Source organism: Terribacillus saccharophilus (assembly GCF_002272075.1).
In the GTDB taxonomy this organism is placed as follows: Bacteria; Bacillota; Bacilli; order Bacillales; family Amphibacillaceae; genus Terribacillus; species Terribacillus saccharophilus_A.
This window is the reverse complement of the sequence record NZ_NPBJ01000024.1, coordinates 18,873-37,216: the sequence shown is the minus strand read 5'-3', so window position 1 is coordinate 37,216 and position 18,344 is coordinate 18,873. Positions and strand designations below refer to the sequence as shown.

The 18,344-nt window shown below is 43.2% G+C and carries 16 protein-coding genes and 1 riboswitch; of the genes, 11 read left to right on the top strand and 5 right to left on the bottom strand.

Features of this window, described 5'->3' with window-relative positions:
* Positions 1–121 precede the first annotated feature (121 nt).
* Positions 122–409: a hypothetical protein gene (locus tag CHH48_RS13465; RefSeq protein ID WP_095219668.1), complete on the top strand. Its 288-nt coding sequence runs from the start codon at positions 122–124 to the stop codon at positions 407–409.
* A gap of 123 nt (positions 410–532) precedes the next feature.
* On the opposite strand, the gene CHH48_RS13460 is transcribed toward CHH48_RS13465, so the two are convergent.
* Entirely contained in the window at positions 533–1,603 is a 1,071-nt protein-coding gene (locus tag CHH48_RS13460; RefSeq protein ID WP_095219667.1) for an aldo/keto reductase, read from the bottom strand.
* 365 nt (positions 1,604–1,968) lie between these two features.
* Between CHH48_RS13460 and CHH48_RS13455 the strand changes: the two genes are divergently transcribed.
* The 3 genes from CHH48_RS13455 (at position 1,969) to CHH48_RS13445 (ending at position 6,815) form a co-directional block, all read left to right on the top strand.
* On the top strand, positions 1,969–3,162 hold the full coding sequence (locus CHH48_RS13455; protein WP_095219666.1) for a hypothetical protein: 1,194 nt from the start codon (positions 1,969–1,971) through the stop codon (positions 3,160–3,162).
* Positions 3,163–3,179: 17 nt separating this feature from the next.
* Positions 3,180–4,415, top strand: coding sequence for a Zn-dependent hydrolase (locus CHH48_RS13450; protein ID WP_095219665.1), 1,236 nt, complete (start codon positions 3,180–3,182; stop codon positions 4,413–4,415).
* 318 nt (positions 4,416–4,733) lie between these two features.
* Entirely contained in the window at positions 4,734–6,815 is a 2,082-nt protein-coding gene (locus CHH48_RS13445) for a bifunctional metallophosphatase/5'-nucleotidase (protein WP_095219664.1), read from the top strand.
* Between the two features lie 44 nt (positions 6,816–6,859).
* On the opposite strand, the gene CHH48_RS13440 is transcribed toward CHH48_RS13445, so the two are convergent.
* Positions 6,860–8,062 (bottom strand): DUF4317 domain-containing protein, encoded by a 1,203-nt coding sequence (locus tag CHH48_RS13440; protein ID WP_095219663.1) that lies wholly within the window; start codon positions 8,060–8,062, stop codon positions 6,860–6,862.
* Positions 8,063–8,187: 125 nt separating this feature from the next.
* On the opposite strand from CHH48_RS13440, the gene CHH48_RS13435 reads away from it, so the two are divergent.
* Positions 8,188–8,892 carry a hypothetical protein gene (locus tag CHH48_RS13435; RefSeq protein WP_245840385.1) on the top strand — a complete coding sequence of 235 codons (705 nt, stop codon included), beginning with the start codon at positions 8,188–8,190 and terminating at the stop codon, positions 8,890–8,892.
* 126 nt (positions 8,893–9,018) lie between these two features.
* Complete coding sequence (locus tag CHH48_RS13430) at positions 9,019–9,513, top strand: GNAT family N-acetyltransferase (RefSeq protein ID WP_095219662.1); 495 nt, start codon at positions 9,019–9,021, stop codon at positions 9,511–9,513.
* Between the two features lie 30 nt (positions 9,514–9,543).
* On the opposite strand, the gene sfnG is transcribed toward CHH48_RS13430, so the two are convergent.
* A complete protein-coding gene (gene sfnG, locus CHH48_RS13425; RefSeq protein ID WP_095219661.1) occupies positions 9,544–10,626 on the bottom strand; it encodes a dimethylsulfone monooxygenase SfnG in 1,083 nt (360 codons plus the stop codon).
* A gap of 102 nt (positions 10,627–10,728) precedes the next feature.
* Positions 10,729–10,833, bottom strand: a riboswitch (SAM riboswitch).
* 126 nt (positions 10,834–10,959) lie between these two features.
* On the opposite strand from sfnG, the gene dhaK reads away from it, so the two are divergent.
* The 5 genes from dhaK (at position 10,960) to CHH48_RS13400 (ending at position 16,271) form a co-directional block, all read left to right on the top strand.
* The gene (dhaK, locus tag CHH48_RS13420) at positions 10,960–12,705 is read left to right on the top strand and encodes a dihydroxyacetone kinase subunit DhaK (RefSeq protein ID WP_095219660.1); all 1,746 of its coding nucleotides are present in this window, start codon (positions 10,960–10,962) and stop codon (positions 12,703–12,705) included.
* Positions 12,706–12,886: 181 nt separating this feature from the next.
* Positions 12,887–13,348: a VOC family protein gene (locus CHH48_RS13415; protein WP_095219659.1), complete on the top strand. Its 462-nt coding sequence runs from the start codon at positions 12,887–12,889 to the stop codon at positions 13,346–13,348.
* Between the two features lie 45 nt (positions 13,349–13,393).
* Complete coding sequence (locus CHH48_RS13410) at positions 13,394–14,449, top strand: NAD(P)H-dependent flavin oxidoreductase (RefSeq protein WP_095219658.1); 1,056 nt, start codon at positions 13,394–13,396, stop codon at positions 14,447–14,449.
* A 29-nt stretch (positions 14,450–14,478) separates the two neighbouring features.
* Positions 14,479–15,093 (top strand): NUDIX hydrolase, encoded by a 615-nt coding sequence (locus CHH48_RS13405; protein WP_428848887.1) that lies wholly within the window; start codon positions 14,479–14,481, stop codon positions 15,091–15,093.
* 611 nt (positions 15,094–15,704) lie between these two features.
* Positions 15,705–16,271 carry a histidine phosphatase family protein gene (locus CHH48_RS13400; RefSeq protein ID WP_095219656.1) on the top strand — a complete coding sequence of 189 codons (567 nt, stop codon included), beginning with the start codon at positions 15,705–15,707 and terminating at the stop codon, positions 16,269–16,271.
* A gap of 49 nt (positions 16,272–16,320) precedes the next feature.
* On the opposite strand, the gene CHH48_RS13395 is transcribed toward CHH48_RS13400, so the two are convergent.
* Both CHH48_RS13395 and CHH48_RS13390 read right to left on the bottom strand, forming a co-directional pair.
* Positions 16,321–17,322, bottom strand: a complete 1,002-nt coding sequence (locus tag CHH48_RS13395) for an ABC transporter ATP-binding protein (RefSeq protein WP_095219655.1) — start codon at positions 17,320–17,322, stop codon at positions 16,321–16,323.
* Positions 17,319–18,335, bottom strand: coding sequence for an ABC transporter ATP-binding protein (locus CHH48_RS13390; RefSeq protein ID WP_095219654.1), 1,017 nt, complete (start codon positions 18,333–18,335; stop codon positions 17,319–17,321). The genes CHH48_RS13395 and CHH48_RS13390 overlap by 4 nt, the downstream gene beginning before the upstream one ends.
* Positions 18,336–18,344 lie beyond the last annotated feature (9 nt).

The following is an 18,344-nucleotide window of genomic DNA, read 5'->3' as shown; positions in this document are numbered from 1 at the left end:
CACAAATCATCGTAATGCCAAGCGATGAAGGACTTAGGATAATATCCTAAGTCTCTTTTTTTGATTCTAGTTGGCAAATTGAAGAAATTTATATAAAAATAGGGAATGGAGAAGTCTTTATATGTTTCACAAAGTAGAATCTTTAGAAAGTATTATTTCTATAATACCTATCATAAAAGCATCAATACCTGCAGATTTATCTATCGCCGTATGCGACATGGAGAAATTCGTAGCATATTTTCCCAGTGAAGATATCAATTTGAATATAAAAACGGGGCAAACTTTAAATCCGAAGGAACCTCTAGCAGTAGCATTAAGAGAGAATCGGTCTTTGAGAGAAGATGTTTCTGCTGACTTCTATGGATTTGAATTCACTGGTACAGCTAATTCTATTCAAGATAAACATTAAGATATAAGGCTTGCTGTTATTAATTAACTAATTACGTCAGCATTGCAACAATCATTAGTAAAAGTACTAAATCCAGCCTTTAACCGAGTGCTGGATTTAGTACTTTTTGCATCCATCTTATAATTAATCATCCAAACCCATTGACTGCTTATACCCTTGCAAATACGTTATCTCCGCAGGGCTTCCCATCTCAAATGAACTCATAGCACGGTGCCAGAGCGGATATATTGGCGCCGGGCGTGCAGGTGATTCGATAAGGTCATGCTCTTCTTGTGTTAATTTAATTTCAAATGAAGCAATGTTTTCCCTCAATTGTTCCTCATTGCGTGCTGCAATAACAATCGGCCCAACGTTTGGACGGTCTCTGATCCATGCATAGGTGATTTGAGGCACAGAAGCATTATGGTTTGCTGCGACTTCTTCCAGTGCATCAATCACTTTATAAAGTCGTTCCTGATCCTGCACCCAAGGCTCTGACCAGCCGCCGCCTTGGCGAGTGTTTTCGGGTGCTGTTTTATTCCGGCCTATCTTTCCGTTTAGAAGCCCTTCACCGAGCGGACTCCAGATCATGTTCCCAATGCCGAGTTCGGTTCCTGCTGGGAGCAGTTCATATTCTGCTTCGCGAGCTTCTGGTGTGTAATATATTTGCTGCGTAATTGGAGGGGTGTATCCAGGCTGCTGTGCGACAGTGAAAGTTCTCGCAAGTGCCCAGCCGCTATAGTTAGAAACGCCCCAATATCGAATTTTCCCTTTTTTGATAAGGTTGGTCATCGTTTCTATTGTTTCCTCGACTGGTGTGCGACCGTCCCAAAGATGGACAAAATACAAATCAAGATAATCTGTACCAAGACGCTGCAGTGTTTGGTCGATAGATGCTTCAATATTAATACGAGAAGCTCCTCCGGCGTTTGGTCCATCTCCAAGTGGAAAGCCAGTTTTTGAATTGATTAGAACTTCATCCCGGCGTCCCTTGATAGCAGCACCTAGTACACGTTCTGAATCTCCCTCGGAATAAAGGTTCGCCGTATCAAACATATTGATGCCAGCTTCTAGTGACATATCCAGCATTCTGCGCGCTTCGTCTTCTTTTACATTACCAGCAGCTTCAAAGCCATTCGTACCGCTGAACGGGATAGTTCCAAGTATATATTTTGGAACTCGAAGGCCCGAGTTGCCTAAATTAATATATTCCATGGTTGCCTCCTAATTAAAAGTTTTTTTATCATGCATCTTAAGTACCATACCCGACCATAAAATTTGTAAAACTAGCCGATATTTACGTATAGCTCTACATCAAGCAGAGGTAGTGCGTGCTGATCTTTTTCAACAGAAAAAAATTATAAAATGTTTCTAACTGATATAGAGTAATCCAGAATCAAATAGTTGTAAGGAGGATAAAGATTGAATCCTAAGAATGCAAAAGAGTATCAAAGAAATTTAAAAAGAAAAAATTAAATTGACTGAAAAGTTTAAATATATTATTATTCATACATGTCTTTATTATTTTGAATATTTATTCATTTGTTTTAAAAATACAGCAAGAAGTTAGGAGACCCCTTATGTCACAAATGCTAGCTTTAGTCATACTTACCCTTATTTTATTCATCGGTGACTTAGTCGCTGTTCGAACGAAGGCTTGGGTGCCATCTATATTTATATGTGCAATTTTATTTCTTGTAGGTTATTGGACCTTCTTCCCAGCAGATATCGTAGCAGTGGCTGGTGTTCCGCCAGTTGTGGCAACGATGATGATGTACCTTTTGATTACCAATATGGGGACATTGCTGTCGATTAAAGAATTGAAAACGCAGTGGAAAACGATTGTGATTGCACTGTCTGGTATTTTGGGAATTGTGGTTGTGCTGCTATCGGTTGGAACACTCATATTTGGTTTTGAAACAATGGTTGTAGCGATTCCTCCTTTAGTAGGTGGAGTGGTTTCTGCTCTGATCATGTCTGATGCAGCTGGTGAGGCAGGTCTTTCATCTTTGGCAGTGTTTGCTATCGTCATTTATGTGATACAAGGTTTTGCAGGCTATCCAATTACATCATTTGTACTTAAGAAAGAAGGGAAACGACTGCTGAAGCTCTACCGAAATGGTGAGCTTCAGGTAGACGTGACTGATAAAGCGAAAGAAGAAATAGCTGCTACTGTGGAAGCAGCACCTTCCAGATGGAGATTGCCTGAAAAATATAACACTGATTTCCTCAAGTTTTTCAAGCTGGCGCTAGTTTCTTATGCAGCGTATCTTGTATCTACTCTGGTGGCACCATTATTTTCAATCAGTCCATTCGTCCTTTGCTTATTATTCGGGGTTATTGCCTCTAGTGTCGGTTTCCTTGAAAAGCAAGCCTTGCAAAAGGCAAATGGATTTGGAATTGCAATCTTAGTGCTAATGCTGTTCATCTTTGACGGATTGAATCAGGCTACACCAAGCATGATGCTTCAGATCTTGTATCCGCTTGTAGGAACCATTGTTATTGGCGTGATTGGAATGTACATCTTCTCTTTTATTGCAGGTAAAATTTTAGGAGTAAGCAAGAATATGGCATTCGCGGTTTCACTAACTGCACTCTACGGATTCCCAGCGGATTACATCATCACAAACGAAGTAATCAAGTCCTTAACTGAAGATGAAAAGGAAAGAGAAGCATTAACAAGCCGGATGCTGCCGCCAATGCTTGTGGGGGGCTTTATCACAGTAACCATCGTGTCAGTCATACTAGCAGGAATCTTTGTTGGTTTCTTGTAATAGGGAGAGAATATAACTTGAGTAAAACAAAAGAACGGATTGAACAGCATATAGAGGCTTTAGCACAATTTACTGCAACACCTGGTTCAGGTACAACGCGTCTCACATACAGCCAGGAGGACCTCCATGCCCGTAACTATATTAAAGAACAAATGAAAGCATTAGGATTGACGGTAACCGAAGATGGATTCGGCAATATATTCGGAAAGCTGGAAGGCACTCTGGAGGATGCACCTAGTGTGATGATTGGTTCTCACTTCGATTCCGTGCCAAACGGAGGAGCGTATGACGGACCAGCTGGAGTAGTGGCAGCGCTTGAGGTAGCGAATCTTTTTCAAGAAAATGATTTGAAACCGAAGTATCCGCTTGAAATTGTAGCTTTAGTGGAAGAAGAAGGATCTCGTTTTGGCGGGGGGCTGATGGGTTCACGAGGAATTACTGGTGTGCTTAGTGAAGACGATTTTATTAGTCTTAAAGATAGGGATGGAGTTTCTACAGTAGAAGCGATGCAAAAAATAGGATTGGACTCATCGCTTCCAAAAGAAAGAGACTCAAAAACGATGAAAGCATTTCTTGAATTGCATATTGAGCAAGGACCTATCTTAGAGGAAAAAAATATTCCTATCGGTGTTGTTGATGCAATCGTTGGGTTGACTCAATACGAAGTGACAGTCAAAGGACGGGCAGGCCATGCAGGGACTACTCCAATGGACCGTCGAGCAGATGCTTTGATAGCAGCAGCCAAAATTATCAGTCAATTGCCTGAACTTGCTGTGGAAGAAGGGAATGGCACGGTTCTCACTATAGGACGGCTAAATGTTTTTCCGAATGGAGCAAATGTCATTCCTGACAGGGTTGTATTTACGGTCGATTTACGGTCCGGGAAAGAAGAACATGTACTGAATGTGATTGAGAAGATGAAGGTATGCATAAACACACATCAAACGAATGGGATTGAGATACTAGCTGAAGAGCAGCTATATATTCAGCCTAAAGCGTTGAATGAAAATATTCGCGCACTTCTTGAAGATAAGAGCAAGGAAAGTAATGTATCGTATTGCTCTATCAATAGCGGAGCAGGACATGATGCGATGATCTTTTCCGACTTCACGGACGTGGGCATGCTATTCATACCAAGTAAGGCAGGGTTAAGTCACTGTCCCGAAGAATGGTCGGACTCGGAGCACATAGCAAAAGCTACAGGAATTTTCTATGAAGCTGCGAAGGAGTTAACCGAGGTAAAGGAAGAGTAAATAGCGTTACAAAGTTAGCAAGACGATTCAGAGCTAGGCGCCATCCAGAAATGGAAAGTGCCCAGCTCTCTTTTTATGTGGATATAATGGAATCGTAAGGGAGCTTATCCAGGATTAAGTGTCTCATAAAGAAGTTTTAATTTCCCATCCCCGTAAAAAGAAAACAATAATTTATGAAAATATATAATTATTCACAATATTTTAATGATAAATTAATAGTATGCTTCTACAATTATGTAGAAGCGTCGACAAGGTTGGCATATTGGAATAGTGCACACATTGTCGGAAATTCACTATTAATTTGGGGGTATCAATCTTATGAAGGGTAAGAAGCGTTTTAAGTTTTCACTAAGCAGTGCTGCCATTATAGCTATTTTATCATCAATTGTTTTACCAACCAGTATATATGCAGCTGATGAAAATGGGGAAGATTTTTCTTTGACAATCATGCACATGAACGATACGCACGCGCGTGTGGAGCCGCTGCCGAATATGGTGACAGCGGTAAAAGAAGTTCGCGAACAGAAGCCAGATGCTTTGTTATTTAATGCAGGTGATGTTTTTTCAGGGACACTCTATTTCAACCAATTCCAAGGGCAAGCGGATTTAGCTCTTTTGAACATGATGGATATTGATGCAATGACGTTCGGGAATCATGAGTTCGATCTTGGTTCCAGTGAGAACGGTCATGCTTCTCTGTCCAAATTTATCGAAGGTGCGAATTTTCCTTTTGTTTCTGCAAACGTAGACTTGTCTGCTGATCCTTTCGCGAGCGGCCGAGTGAGCAATACATTTACAGAAGAAGCGCAGGATAGCACTGTATACGATGGAATGGTTAAAGAAGTAAACGGAGAGAAGATTGGAATCTTCGGGCTGACAACAGAGGAGACTTTGATGACTTCCAGTCCTGTTGATGCACAAATTACTAATTATAAAGCCGAAGCAGAGCGAGCAGTTGCATCGTTTGAGGAAATGGGCATTGATAAAATCGTAGCCATCACACATCTTGGCTATGACAGCAACCCGGCAGTCGGAAATGATTTAATGCTGGCAGAACAAGTTGACGGGATTGATGTCATTGTTGGCGGTCATTCTCATACACAGTTAAACGAGCCGACTGTTGTTACGACGGATGAAAATGGTGCCGCAAAAGATCCGACAGTTATTGTACAGGCATATCAGTATGCACAATATCTAGGGGAGCTGGATGTAAACTTTAACGAGCAAGGTGTTGTAACGGGCTCCTCTGGCCACTTGATTGATGTAACGCAAAAGCAAGCAGATCCAGAAGCACTTAACACGCTTAGCAATTATAAATCAGAAGTTGATGCGGTATCCAATCAAGAGACAGGTGCGATAGCGCAAAAACCGCTTACCAACCCAAGACTTACCGACAGTAATGTAAGTGTGCGGGCAAACGAAACGGAATTAGGTAATCTAATTACGGATGCTATGCTTGTAAAAGCACAGGAAAAAATGCCGGAAGTGTCGATTGCTATGCAAAATGGTGGCGGAATCCGGGCAGCAATTGATCAGGGGCCGATTACTGTAGGTGAAGTGATTACTGTATTACCGTTCGGAAATGACCCGGCAGTCGTGCAACTAACAGGAGATGAAATCAAGCAGATTCTTGAGTACAGTGTTCGATTAGCTCCGGAAGAAAGCGGCGGCTTCCTGCAGGTTTCCGGTATGAAATTTGCTTATGACAGCACGAAGGAAGCAGGTTCCCGTATTGTAAGCATGCAAGTGAAAACTGGTGAAGAATATGTGGATATTAGTCCAGATAAATCTTACTACGTTACAACGAATAACTTCACTGCAAAAGGCGGGGACGGTTATGAAGTATTCGCCCAAGCATATGCAGATGGTCGTGTACAAGATCTAGGCGAGATCGATTGGGAACAATTCCGTGATTATATGGTGGAGGATCTGAAAGGTGTAGTCAATCCAGTCATTGAGGGTCGTATTACGGACTTGTTAGGAGCAGATCCCGAACCGATAGAACCACCTGTTGAGGAGCCAAATGAGGAAGATCCAGTAACCCCAGATCCGAATGAAGAAACTCCAGATCCTGATGATGGTAACGATCAAGAAGAGAACCCTGGAGACAAACCACAGGAAGATCCGAAAGATGACAATAATCCGACAGACGAAGATAAAAATAATCAAGATGATAAAGACAGCACACCACCGCCAAGCAGCCAAAATAACGAAGGCAATGGCAGCAACTCAGGCGGAAGCATCGTGAAAGTTTCTGATGACAAAACGAGTCCAGCCTACAGTGGAAGTAAGCTGCCAAACACGGCCACAAATATGTATACGTACATGCTGGCAGGAGCAGTATTGCTTGCAGCAGGTGTAGTTATTTTTATCTTCAAAAGAAAGAAAGCAAAAGCTTAACTAATACAAATAAGGATGCTGCATGATGCAGCATCCTTGTTATTTTATAACTGTTCAGCTTCTTCTTCTCTATTAACCTTATTAACCAAAGCCTCTTCAGCCATCTTAAATCCTTCAATGACGGTATCTTCCTCGACTTCAATCATGATACAGCGTTTATTGTTGAAGACAACTTGCCGTACATAGCGCAGATCCTCTGGACTGATTGCGATATTAGCAACCTTTGTTTTGATTTTAATAGATTTGGAATTGTACTTCGGCAATACACTGGTTGCCTTCATTTCATATTTCTCATCATCGATGACCTTTTGATAAGCGGTTTCCACTTTTTCCGGGGTCACATCTTCTACGCCACTCATTGTCAGGACGCGTTGGATATCCTGTCGATCAAGCTTCGGTGCTTCATCTTCTTCATTTTCTTCTACTACGCGATTGATTTCCTCATACACACTTGCAAGGGCAGAGGTATTAAGCTGATCACCAGTGATATCTTTGACTATCTCTTCAAAGACACTTTTATCATCTCTTGCTGTCATGATTTCTTCGGCATTCAATACATCCTCGATAAATGCTGTGTCTGGCTCGTATGCTTTGGATGTAGAGTACAGCACATGGTTTACATCAGCGGCGCTATCGTTGAAGCATGGGAACAAAAATCCTGATAGCGGTGCTTGCAGATTGATAACAGGGTTTACTGTGACATTGTACTTGAATTCTCTTTCCACATAGTCAAATTCCAATTCTTTTTTCGGTTCCTGTGTCTTATTGATGCTGCACAGCAGGAAGGAGTGGGAGTACATCGTATCATTGGCGCTTTCCTCTGAATCATCACCCTGACGTTTCTGGGCTTTCAGGTATTCTGCCTTAATGAATGAAATGACCACATCGTGCTCATATTGTCTGTCCTCCAGCATTTTAGCAACAAGCGCAAGCATGTCGTTTGTCCATTCCTCAACATCATTCGTGAGTAAGCCGCGATGCAGGATGAACTGACTGCTGTCTTCTACGTCCCGTTTGAATTTCAGCTCGAATAACTTTTCATCCGGTTGGCCCGCCAGTACTTTTTTGAAGTTACCTAGGAATAGCTCTTGCTGATCCTCATCGAGCATACCGAATGGCATGCTTTCATGATGATAAATGTCACTGGATTCTTTCATGATATATACGTTAAAAATATCAGAGATCTTAAGTTTATCATTGCCTTTTTTAAATTGTCTGCGAATAGTTGCGATGTCTTTTTTATTCATATCGATTCCCGTTCCTTATAGATAGAGTGAAAAGCATGTTCACTTATTTTAACATAGAGCTAGATTGCAAAACGGCACTTTTAATGTAGGTTTTTGAAATATATGAAATCGCTTTTTGGATAATTATGCTAAAATCTAAAGAAAAATCAAATATCATAAGGAGTTTTAGAATAAAATATATTTTATCTCTAGAGAATGCAGAAGAAAATGAAAAGTATCAGATGATTTCAGAGCAATTTAAAGAGAAACTTTCCGCTTACCAGAGTGTACTCCAAACAAAATATAAATTAGTAGACTTGCCAAAAGCAATCATCTGGACTACTCCGGAGCTGGCAACATCCGTTTTTTCTGAATTGCCGATCCTAGCTTTTACGAATAAGGACATCATTTATATGACACCTGAGCTCTCTGCGTGGAAAACACTGTTTCTCAAACAATTAGAAGGTCAAGACTATCCTGAAATAAGGGCTTTCTACGAGCAGATATCCAGTAATCAAGTATTGGCAATAGCAGGGCATGAATTGACACATCATTCGGATTTATTTTTGGATGACTTTGAAGATGATAGATGCGATGGCATCTGGTTTGAAGAAGGGATGTGCGATTATTTATCCAGAAAATATCTGTTGGAAAAACAAGAGTTTAAAGATATTTTCGATATTGAATATAAGCTGATAAAGCTATTCAGAGATAAGTATGGAAACCATTCATTAGAAGCTTTCGGCAGCAGTACATATGAGGGAAATTTAACAGGTATTATGTATGACTACTGGCGGAGCGGAGTGACTATTAGATATTTGGTAGAGGAAAAGTATGATAATATATCCTGAAAGTATTTGAGCAATATCACAAATGGGATAGAGAAGGTCGTAAGGTTACATTGTTGGAGTACTTCGGTGTGGAAAATCTATTTTTTCAACTTTAGTAATTAACGTTTAAGAATGGCAGGAGATAGTATGAAAATAAATTTCACAGCCCCACATCAAAATGACATAAAAGAGCTGATGTATATAGAAGATTCAGGGTTCACACCCGATGAAGCGGCGACGGAAGAGGCAATGCTGGAACGGATTGAGATTATAGCAGATTCATTTATCGTAGCAAAAGATGAGCAGGATAATATTCTCGGCTATGTCGTTGGTCCAGTTATACATCAACGTTATATAACAGACGAATTATTTGAACATACCATACCTAATCCTTCCAGTGCAGGATTTCAAAGTATCCTCAGTTTAGCAGTACATCCTGATCACAGAGGAAAGGGAATCGCAGTGGAGCTGTTAAACGAATTGGAAAAAGTCTGTGTGAGTCATCAAAGGCAGGGAATCTCCTTGACGTGCTTGGATTATTTAGTTCCTTTCTATGAAGCAAATGGATATTGTAATGAGGGGAAATCAGCTTCTGCACATGCAGGCAATGTTTGGTTTAACTTGGTCAAAGATCTAGAGTAATTGCTCTTGTACAAAAGCAAACAGCCCATGTTATATGGGCTGTTTCAGATTTGTCAAAACTGCTTCCTTTTCACGGACTAGCGGAATCACCTCACGTCCGAAGCGCTCCAAATCCTCTTCATAATGGAAGTGGCCGGTCAGGACAAGGTCAACACCAATTTGTTTCAGCCGAATGATCTGCTCGGCAACTTGTTCTGCAGTACCGATTAGACCGGTCTTGAATCCGTCGTTATACTGGACAAGGTCCTTATAGGAAGAGTCTGACCACATGCCTTGCTTGCTGCGGGTTGCCTGGCCAGCGTCCTTGACGGATTCACGGAAGCCTTCAACTGCTTCTGTATCGGCATGGCTGACGATATCACGCAGCAGGGTTATGGCTTCTTCTTCGGTGTCACGGACGATGGCGAAGCCGTTGACAGCGAATTTTACATCACGGTTTTGTTTGGCTGCACGAGCTTTCACGTCTTGTATTTGCTGCTGGAAGCCTTCGAGTGAATTGCCATTCATGAAATAATAATCGGACACACGAGCTGCCATATCCCGGGCCACTTCGGAATTTCCGCCTTGGAATATCGGAATCTGCTTTTCTGGTTTTGGCTTCAAAGGAGCATCTGATAGTCTGTAAAAGTCTCCTCGATAGGTAGCTTGTTCTTCTTCCCACAATGCCCGAAGTACACGGATAAATTCCTCGGAACGGCGGTAGCGTTCATCATGATCCAGCCAATGCTCGCCGTAGCTGATAAATTCCTGTTTAAACCAGCCACTGACGACATTGACAGCGGCACGTCCTCCGCTGATATGATCCAATGTAGCGAGCATTTTGGCGTAGACACCTGGATGCCAAAGTCCTGGGTGGACAGCTGAGATTAAGTTTAATTTCTCGGTGACGCTTGCCAGTGCAGAGGCGAGAGTTATCGCTTCAAGCTGTTTATCTGCACCATAGCTTGCGAAGAACCGCGTTTGCAGCAGGGCATATTCAAATCCATTCTGCTCGGCGATTTGCGCGTAGCGTTTGTTCGCTGCGAAACTCCAATCAGTTTTCTGTGGCAGCTTGGAGATGACCAGTCCGCCGCTTACATTTGGTACCCAATAAGCAAATTTTACATTCGTCATGTTTTGCCCTCCAGAGCTCGCTTATCAAGGCGTGTACGAAAAAAGCAACCCTTCTCCATATAAGAGAAGGGCTGCGGGTATGTAACTACCATCCGTTCACGCTTCTCATCTTCAGGATATAACATCCTTCTGAAATTGGCACCGTGCTGGTAACAGTCGGTTGCCGAGGCTTCACTGGGTCAGTCCCTCCGCCTCTCTTGATAAGAAAACTATATTTTTAGTGATTTTAAACAAAGTATTCAGACTTGTCAACCTAGTTTGTGCAATTGTTGATTTGTTCTGTTAAGCTTGAAGAAGAAAGACACTTTTGCTTGTACAAGAGGAGGATAACCGATGAAAAAGATAATTAATCGACCAGAGGATGTTGTCCTGGAGATGTGTCACGGATTGGTATTGGCTCACCCGGAACTCGAGCTATTGAAGAAGTATAAAGTGATAAAACGGAAACAGCTGCAAACAGATAAAGTCACCTTGATCAGCGGAGGAGGCAGCGGGCACGAGCCTTCCCATGCAGGCTTTGTCGGAGAAGGTATGCTGGATGCAGCGGTATGCGGTGATATGTTTGCATCTCCTTCGCAAATACAAGTATATCAAGCTATCAAGGAAACAGCAGGAGAGAAAGGGACGCTGCTTATAATCAAGAATTACAGCGGTGATATTATGAACTTCAAAAATGCAGCCCACCTGGCTAAAGAAGATGGGTTGGAAGTGGATTATGTAAAAGTTGATGATGATATCGCTGTGGAAGATAGTCTGTATACAGTCGGAAGACGCGGTGTTGCTGGAGTCGTGCTTGTACATAAGGTTGCTGGAGCAGCTTCAGCCGCGGGCCGTGACTTACAGCAGGTAAAGGCGGTAGCTGAGAAAGCAGTTTCACGGACGCGTAGCATTGGTGTTGCCTTGACTTCCTGTACCTTACCAGGAGGTGAACCGACCTTTAAGCTTGCTGATGATGAGATGGAGTATGGAGTCGGGATTCATGGTGAACCTGGTATACGACGGGAAAAAGTTCTTTCAGCCGACGAACTAGCCAAACGGATGGTCGAGGATCTGCTGAAGGAAGGACAGCCTGAGGAAGATGCGGCTTTGCTGATTAATGGATTTGGCGGCACACCATTACAGGAATTGTATCTGTTCAATCAATCTGTCAATCGTGAACTGGCCGAACGGAATATCAAGATAAACCGGATATTCGTAGGCAATTATATGACTAGTATTGATATGGCAGGTGTGTCGGTAACAATCATGTCACTTGATGATGAACTGCGTACTTTGCTATCCAGCCAATCAAATACACCGGCTTTCAAAATTGACGGACCTATAGAGCAGCCTGCGTTTTCTGAATTCAAAGAAACAGTAGATAATGCGGATGTTTCTTACCAAGTAGAAACGGATAGCTCATATGCACAAGTAAAAGAGGACTCTATCTCATTGGAAAATATAATCTACTTAGTGGATAAGATGAGCGAGATTATCATTGAAAATGAATCAGCCTTCAACAAGCTGGACACACATGCAGGAGATGGTGATTTCGGTAATAGTGTAGCGAAAGGCTTCCGTCAGTTGAAACGAGAATGGAAACAGATAATCGGTCAAGATGACCTTACGATAGCTGGTTTCCTCGATGCCTCTTCCATGGTGATCATGGAGCATTGCGGCGGTGCATCAGGTCCGATCTGGGGCGGTGCATTCCGAGCTGCTGGAAAAGCAGCTGAAGGAAAGCAAGAGCTCTCTGTAGCAGAATACGCTGAACTGCTGCAGCGTGTCGTCTCGGCCATCCAAGATATTGGGGAACGATCATTTGGCCGTGGAGCCGAGGTTGGAGATAAAACATTGATTGATGCGCTTGCTCCATGTGCGGACAGCTGGAACCAGAGTGCTGCAGCTAGTGAAAACGTGCAGACAGCCTTCAAAAAAGGAGCAGAAGCTGCAGTGACTGGTGCGGAAAAGACAAAGGAGATTGTTGCACGGATGGGGCGCGCGGGTACGGTTGGAGAGCGCAGTCTTGGCTATCCGGATGCTGGGGCGCATGCATTGGGAGTTATCTTTACAAAGTTGGCTGATAGTTTGAGAGGATAAACAGTACAAGAAGCGGTATTTGTGGAGATATGTAAAAGGCTGTGGAGAAAGCTCCACAGCCTTTTACATACGTTGTCATCAAGCAATAAATAAAAACTATATGCTATTATTCGCAAATCTATTTCTTATTAGCTGATTGGTTGTTATATATTGGTAGTGAATCATGAAAGGAGCGGAACAAATGATAGAAGGTTTATATGAAGCTCATCTTCCAGTACGTAATTTGCAGGAATCCATCAAATTTTATCAAGGTTTAGGCCTGGAGCTTTCCCATATCCATGAAGATAGGTTGGCTTTCTTTTGGATTAAAAAAGATCACAGCTGGCTTGGTCTCTGGGAATCGGATAAAGCGGAGCTTGCCTATCATCCGTCAATCAGGCATGTCGCATTTCAAGTAAGTTTGGAAAATTTAAAAGGTGCATCCGAATGGTTAAAAGAGAGAGGCTATCAGCCGAGAGAAGCTTTCGGATTCGGCCCCCATGAGCCTTTTGTGATGGCGCATGATGGAATGGCACATGCAAAGATTCATTTTAATGATCCGGATGGAAACAGTCTGGAGCTGATTACGAAGATAGATAACCCCAACAATGTTACTTCAAGGATGTATTTGAGTGAATGGGAGAAAGAAAACGTTATTAATTAAGCGCCGATAAAGTGTACTGAGGTTATAGAGGGAGGAATCAGAGAAATGACAAATCGTTTACTTAAAGCCTTATCTATCTCTCATCCAATTATCCAAGCGCCTATGGCGGGAGGAATAACGACAGCAGAATTAGTGATAGCGGTATCTGAAGCAGGCGGATTAGGGATGATAGGTGCAGGTTATCTGGAAGCTGAAAGTACTCGTCGCCAAATACAAGAAATAAAAGCTGGAACAAACAAACCTTTTGGTATCAATTTGTTTGTACCAAGTCCTTACAAAGAAGAGAAGGATGTAATCCATAGGGCGCAGTTATCACTCAAGCCTTTTTTGGAAAAACTGGGCTCTTTAAGTGGAGAGAATGCATTCAATTCTTATGAACAGACCTTAGAGATATTCCTTGAGCAGGTGAAAGTCATCATAGAAGAACAGGTACCAGTCTGTTCTTTCACTTTTGGGATGCCCTCTTCTGATGTAATCCACTTTTTAAAGCAAGCGGGCACATACACCATCGGCACAGCAACTACTCTGTCAGAGGCGCTGGCAATTGAGGCAGCTGGAATGGATGCAGTTGTCCTGCAGGGAAGCGAGGCAGGTGGTCATCGGGGCCACTTTTTAGCGGGAGTGGAACAAAGCATGATTGGACTGATGGCACTCATACCGCAAACTGTCGATCAGGTGAACATTCCGGTCATTGCCGCAGGAGGTATAATGGACCGTCGCGGCGTGCAAGCGGCCCAATGTTTAGGCGCCCAAGCAGCACAACTCGGAACTGCGTTTTTAACATGTACAGAAAGCGGTGCAAACACATTACATAAACAAGCGATTCTAGAGGGGCAGCAAGAGGACAAGACAACATTGACGAAAGCGTTCTCTGGCAAGGCAGCCAGAGGGATCGAGAATGACTTTATCCGTAACATGCGGAAGGTTGAACAGGAACTGCCGGAATTTCCTATCCAGAATACATTGACAAAGCCTATCCGATCCGCAGCCGCACAAAATAATGATAGAAATATGATGTCGTTATGGTGTGGGCAAAACCCAAATTTAGCTGAGCCTATCACTGCAAAGCAACTGGTGCATAAACTAGTAGACGAGGAATAAAATACGATAACGGATAATAGGTGATAGTCTTGAAAAAATGGCTCGAATGGGCAAGAAGAATACAGGCGATTTCCCAGGCAGGACTGCATTTCTCTAAAGATGTATTTGATCGGGAGAGATATGAGGAATTGCAGCAGCTAAGCGCGGAGATTATTGCAAACTATACAAAGCAGTCGGTAGAGGACGTTGAGAAGACACTTGCAGCAGAAAAAGGATATCCAACCCCGAAGCTGGATATACGCGGTGTTGTTTTCCGGGAAGGGAAACTGCTGTTAGTGAAAGAGAAGATGGATGAACGATGGTCACTGCCGGGCGGTTTTTGTGAGGTAGGGCTATCGGCCAGTGAGAATGCTGTAAAGGAAATCAAAGAGGAGTCGGGGTACGACGTTGTGCCGAAGAAGCTTTTAGCGGTTTTGGATTCGGATAAACATACCGATAAGCCGCAAATGTTCCACTACTACAAGATCTTCCTGCAATGCGAGGTTGTCGGCGGTGGAGCACAGGAAAGCGTGGAGACGAGTGAAATCGGCTTTTTTGGTGAATCGGAGCTGCCGCCATTGTCGCTAAAGAGGAATACGGAAGCACAAATCAGCATGCTCTTCAACTTTCTTCATAATCCGGATAAACATAGTGTATTTGATTAAGCTGGACGAGTAAGATTGGAATAGCTAGTACAAAATCATCAAAAGTATGTGTTATATCCACGTCCTCATATTTGATCAGAAACTCTAACGTCTTCCTAATGTCTTGTGCAGGCAACCATAAGTATCCATTAGGGAGGCTGCTGCATTACAGACTGATCCGGAAGAAAACACTTCCGGTCATTCTGTACGCGTCGCTGTAGTGCTAAATGCCTCGCTATCCACGGACTGTACGGCTATCGCATACATTATGTAATATCCTGATCCATTTGCCATTATGGCCGCACCCTACAAGCTCTAGATAATACAACCTTAAAACCATAATTGCACTTTACTTATAAAATATTATTGCTCTAACGATTTCCTGAAAGTAATCACTCCACTTTTTTTTCATCTTCAATATTAATCTCTCCCTCTATAATAGGAGAATTGTATAATAATATTTTTAAGATTGTAATTTATAAATTTTTTTTATGAGTACCAGTAGATTTCTCAATCCATTTGCGTTCGGTTGGATTTCACAGCCCGACTCATTAGAACCTTGATTCCGGCAATATCGGACCTCCATGGATAACGTTAATAAGGTATAAGTATAGAAGGATTGGAGGTGTAAAATGACTACTATCATTTATATGGTCAGACATGGCGAATCGCCTAAGGTAGGTAATGAAAGAACAAGAGGTTTGACTGACAAAGGAGAGCAGGATACTATAAAGGTAGCCGAATCCTTAAAGGAAGAAGGAGTAGAAGTTTTTGTTTCTAGTCCGTACACACGTTCGGTTGAAACAATTCGTGGCTTGGCAGAATATGCGGGAAAAAAAGTAGATGAAATCGAGGATCTTCGGGAACGTGTTTTTGCTTCTGGGGATACGCGGATTTCTGATGAGGAACTATTACCTTTGTTGAAGAAATCTTTTGCTGATCCTAACTTCTCCCTGCCAGGAGGAGAGTCGAATGCAGCTTGTCAGAGAAGGGCTGTAGCAGTATTGGATAATTTAGTGAGAACCTATCAGGGATCTAAAATTGTGATAGGTACACATGGTGCTGTCATGACACTGATGATGGGGTATTATGACAGTCGGTATGAATTGGATTTCTTGTTACAATCATCTAAGCCAGACGTCTATAGGATGGAGTTCAATGGTCTTGAACTGCTTGGGATAGAAAGGGTATGGAACTGATCTTGTTATAGTACATAAAAAAGCAACCTGCCCATGCAGGTTGCTTTATTTATAATGTGATTCTCGCTTTCTCCTCTGCACCAACAGGATAGAAGCAAGCCACTTCCTGTCCAGCTACACCGCGCTCTTCCGGAACAGGGATGTTTGTTTTACAGAATTCGGTCGCTTTCGGGCAGCGGGTGTGAAACACGCATCCTGATGGCGGATTGGCAGGGGAGGGTAGTTCGCCTTTTAAGACGATGCGCTCCCGTGCGCGTTCTTTGTCTGGATCCGGCAGCGGCACCGCGGATAACAGTGCATTTGTATAAGGATGCTGCGCGTGTGTCTGGAAAGATTCCCGATTGGATCTTTCCATCACTTTGCCGAGGTACATGACGGCGACACGGTCAGCAATGTGATTGATGACGGAAAGGTCGTGTGCGATGAATACATACGTCAAATTCAATTTCTTTTGAAGATCCTGAAATAGATTGATCACTTGAGCTTGGACAGATACATCGAGTGCGCTGACTGGTTCGTCACAGACGATCAGCTGCGGCTCCAGAGCAATGGCGCGGGCGATTCCGATCCGCTGGCGCTGACCGCCAGAGAATTCATGGGGCAGCCGGTTATAATGGTCATCCGGATTCAATCCGACGAGTTCCATCAGCTCTTTGACGCGCGATTCCAGGTTCTTGGTCCTTTTGTACGCCTTAAGCGGAGCAGCAATGCTTTCGCTCACTTTCATACGCGGATTCAAACTTGTATACGGATCCTGGAAAACCATTTGCATATTGCGGCGCAGCTCATAAAGCTCCTTGGAAGATGCGTCTGTATAGTTGTTTCCCTCAAAGAGAATGTCTCCAGAAGTAGGCTTCTGCAGTCCGACGATGCTTCGGGCAAGCGTACTTTTCCCGCAGCCTGATTCTCCAACAATCCCTAGAGTCTCACCTTTTTTCACAGTCAAATCAATACCATTCAAGGCTTTTACATGACCTGTTGTTTTTTGTAAAACGCCGTTCTTAATCGGAAAATGGACGTGCAGATCTTTAATTTCCAATAATGAGGTCATGACAGCAGCACTCCTTTCCATTCGGCAACAGCTTGTTTTTCTTTATCGAACTCTGGCTTGCTGAGTATACACGCAGCCGAGTGGTTTGTACCTCGTTCTGCGAGCGGCGGATCTGTTTGCAGACAAGCATCGCGTGCAAACGGGCAGCGAGGATGAAAATTACATCCTTTTGGCGGGTGAATCAGATTCGGCGGATGACCCTCGATATGCAGCAGTCGTTCGGAGCCGGCTGCATCAAGTCTTGGAATCGAGCGCAGCAGCGACCACGTATATGGCATGGCCGTATCATAAAAAATATCTGCTGTACTGCCGGACTCGACAATTTTGCCGGCATACATGACAAGAATACGATCTGCTAGATTTGCTACGACGCCAAGGTCATGGGTGATCATGATGATGGCTGTTCCGTATTTTTTTTGGATACTTTTCAATAGTTCAATGATTTGGGCCTGGATCGTTACATCCAAAGCTGTCGTCGGCTCATCGGCGATAAGCAGCTTCGGTCTGGCAGCAAGTGCAATGGCGATCAGAACGCGCTGGCGCATCCCGCCGGAAAATTGATGCGGATAATCCTGCATCCGTCGTTCTGGATCTGGAATGCCGACATCTATCAGCAGCTCGATTGCTTTTTGGCGAGCTTCTTTTTTCGAAAGCTTCTGGTGTGTCTGAATGGCTTCCATCAACTGTCTGCCTATCTTGAAGACAGGATTAAGGCTCGACATTGGGTCTTGAAAGATCATGGCAATTTCTTTTCCACGCAAATTACGCAGACGCTTCTTATCCATTTTCAGGATGTTCTCGCCTTCAAAAAGGATTTCTCCTTTCGGATAAGTTGCTGGAGGCTCCGGATTTAGCTTTGTCAGCGAGTGGGCGAGCACACTTTTCCCGCTGCCGGATTCCCCGACAATGCCGATTGTCTGCCCGGATTCGAGCCGGAAGGATACACCATCAACCGCTTTGACGAGGCCAGCTGGTGTATCCAGGTGTACATGCAGATTGTTCACTTCTAGCATAATGAAACC

Bases quoted from the DNA above. Each gene is read 5' to 3' on its own strand.
- CHH48_RS13465 (WP_095219668.1), top strand. From the start codon at position 122: ATGTTTCACAAAGTAGAATCTTTAGAAAGTATTATTTCTATAATACCT.
- CHH48_RS13460 (WP_095219667.1), bottom strand. From the start codon at position 1,603: ATGGAATATATTAATTTAGGCAACTCGGGCCTTCGAGTTCCAAAATAT.
- CHH48_RS13455 (WP_095219666.1), top strand. From the start codon at position 1,969: ATGTCACAAATGCTAGCTTTAGTCATACTTACCCTTATTTTATTCATC.
- CHH48_RS13445 (WP_095219664.1), top strand. From the start codon at position 4,734: ATGAAGGGTAAGAAGCGTTTTAAGTTTTCACTAAGCAGTGCTGCCATT.
- CHH48_RS13440 (WP_095219663.1), bottom strand. From the start codon at position 8,062: ATGAATAAAAAAGACATCGCAACTATTCGCAGACAATTTAAAAAAGGC.
- CHH48_RS13435 (WP_245840385.1), top strand. From the start codon at position 8,188: ATGCTAAAATCTAAAGAAAAATCAAATATCATAAGGAGTTTTAGAATA.
- CHH48_RS13430 (WP_095219662.1), top strand. From the start codon at position 9,019: ATGAAAATAAATTTCACAGCCCCACATCAAAATGACATAAAAGAGCTG.
- sfnG (WP_095219661.1), bottom strand. From the start codon at position 10,626: ATGACGAATGTAAAATTTGCTTATTGGGTACCAAATGTAAGCGGCGGA.
- dhaK (WP_095219660.1), top strand. From the start codon at position 10,960: ATGAAAAAGATAATTAATCGACCAGAGGATGTTGTCCTGGAGATGTGT.
- CHH48_RS13415 (WP_095219659.1), top strand. From the start codon at position 12,887: ATGATAGAAGGTTTATATGAAGCTCATCTTCCAGTACGTAATTTGCAG.
- CHH48_RS13410 (WP_095219658.1), top strand. From the start codon at position 13,394: ATGACAAATCGTTTACTTAAAGCCTTATCTATCTCTCATCCAATTATC.
- CHH48_RS13400 (WP_095219656.1), top strand. From the start codon at position 15,705: ATGACTACTATCATTTATATGGTCAGACATGGCGAATCGCCTAAGGTA.
- CHH48_RS13395 (WP_095219655.1), bottom strand. From the start codon at position 17,322: ATGACCTCATTATTGGAAATTAAAGATCTGCACGTCCATTTTCCGATT.
- CHH48_RS13390 (WP_095219654.1), bottom strand. From the start codon at position 18,335: ATGCTAGAAGTGAACAATCTGCATGTACACCTGGATACACCAGCTGGC.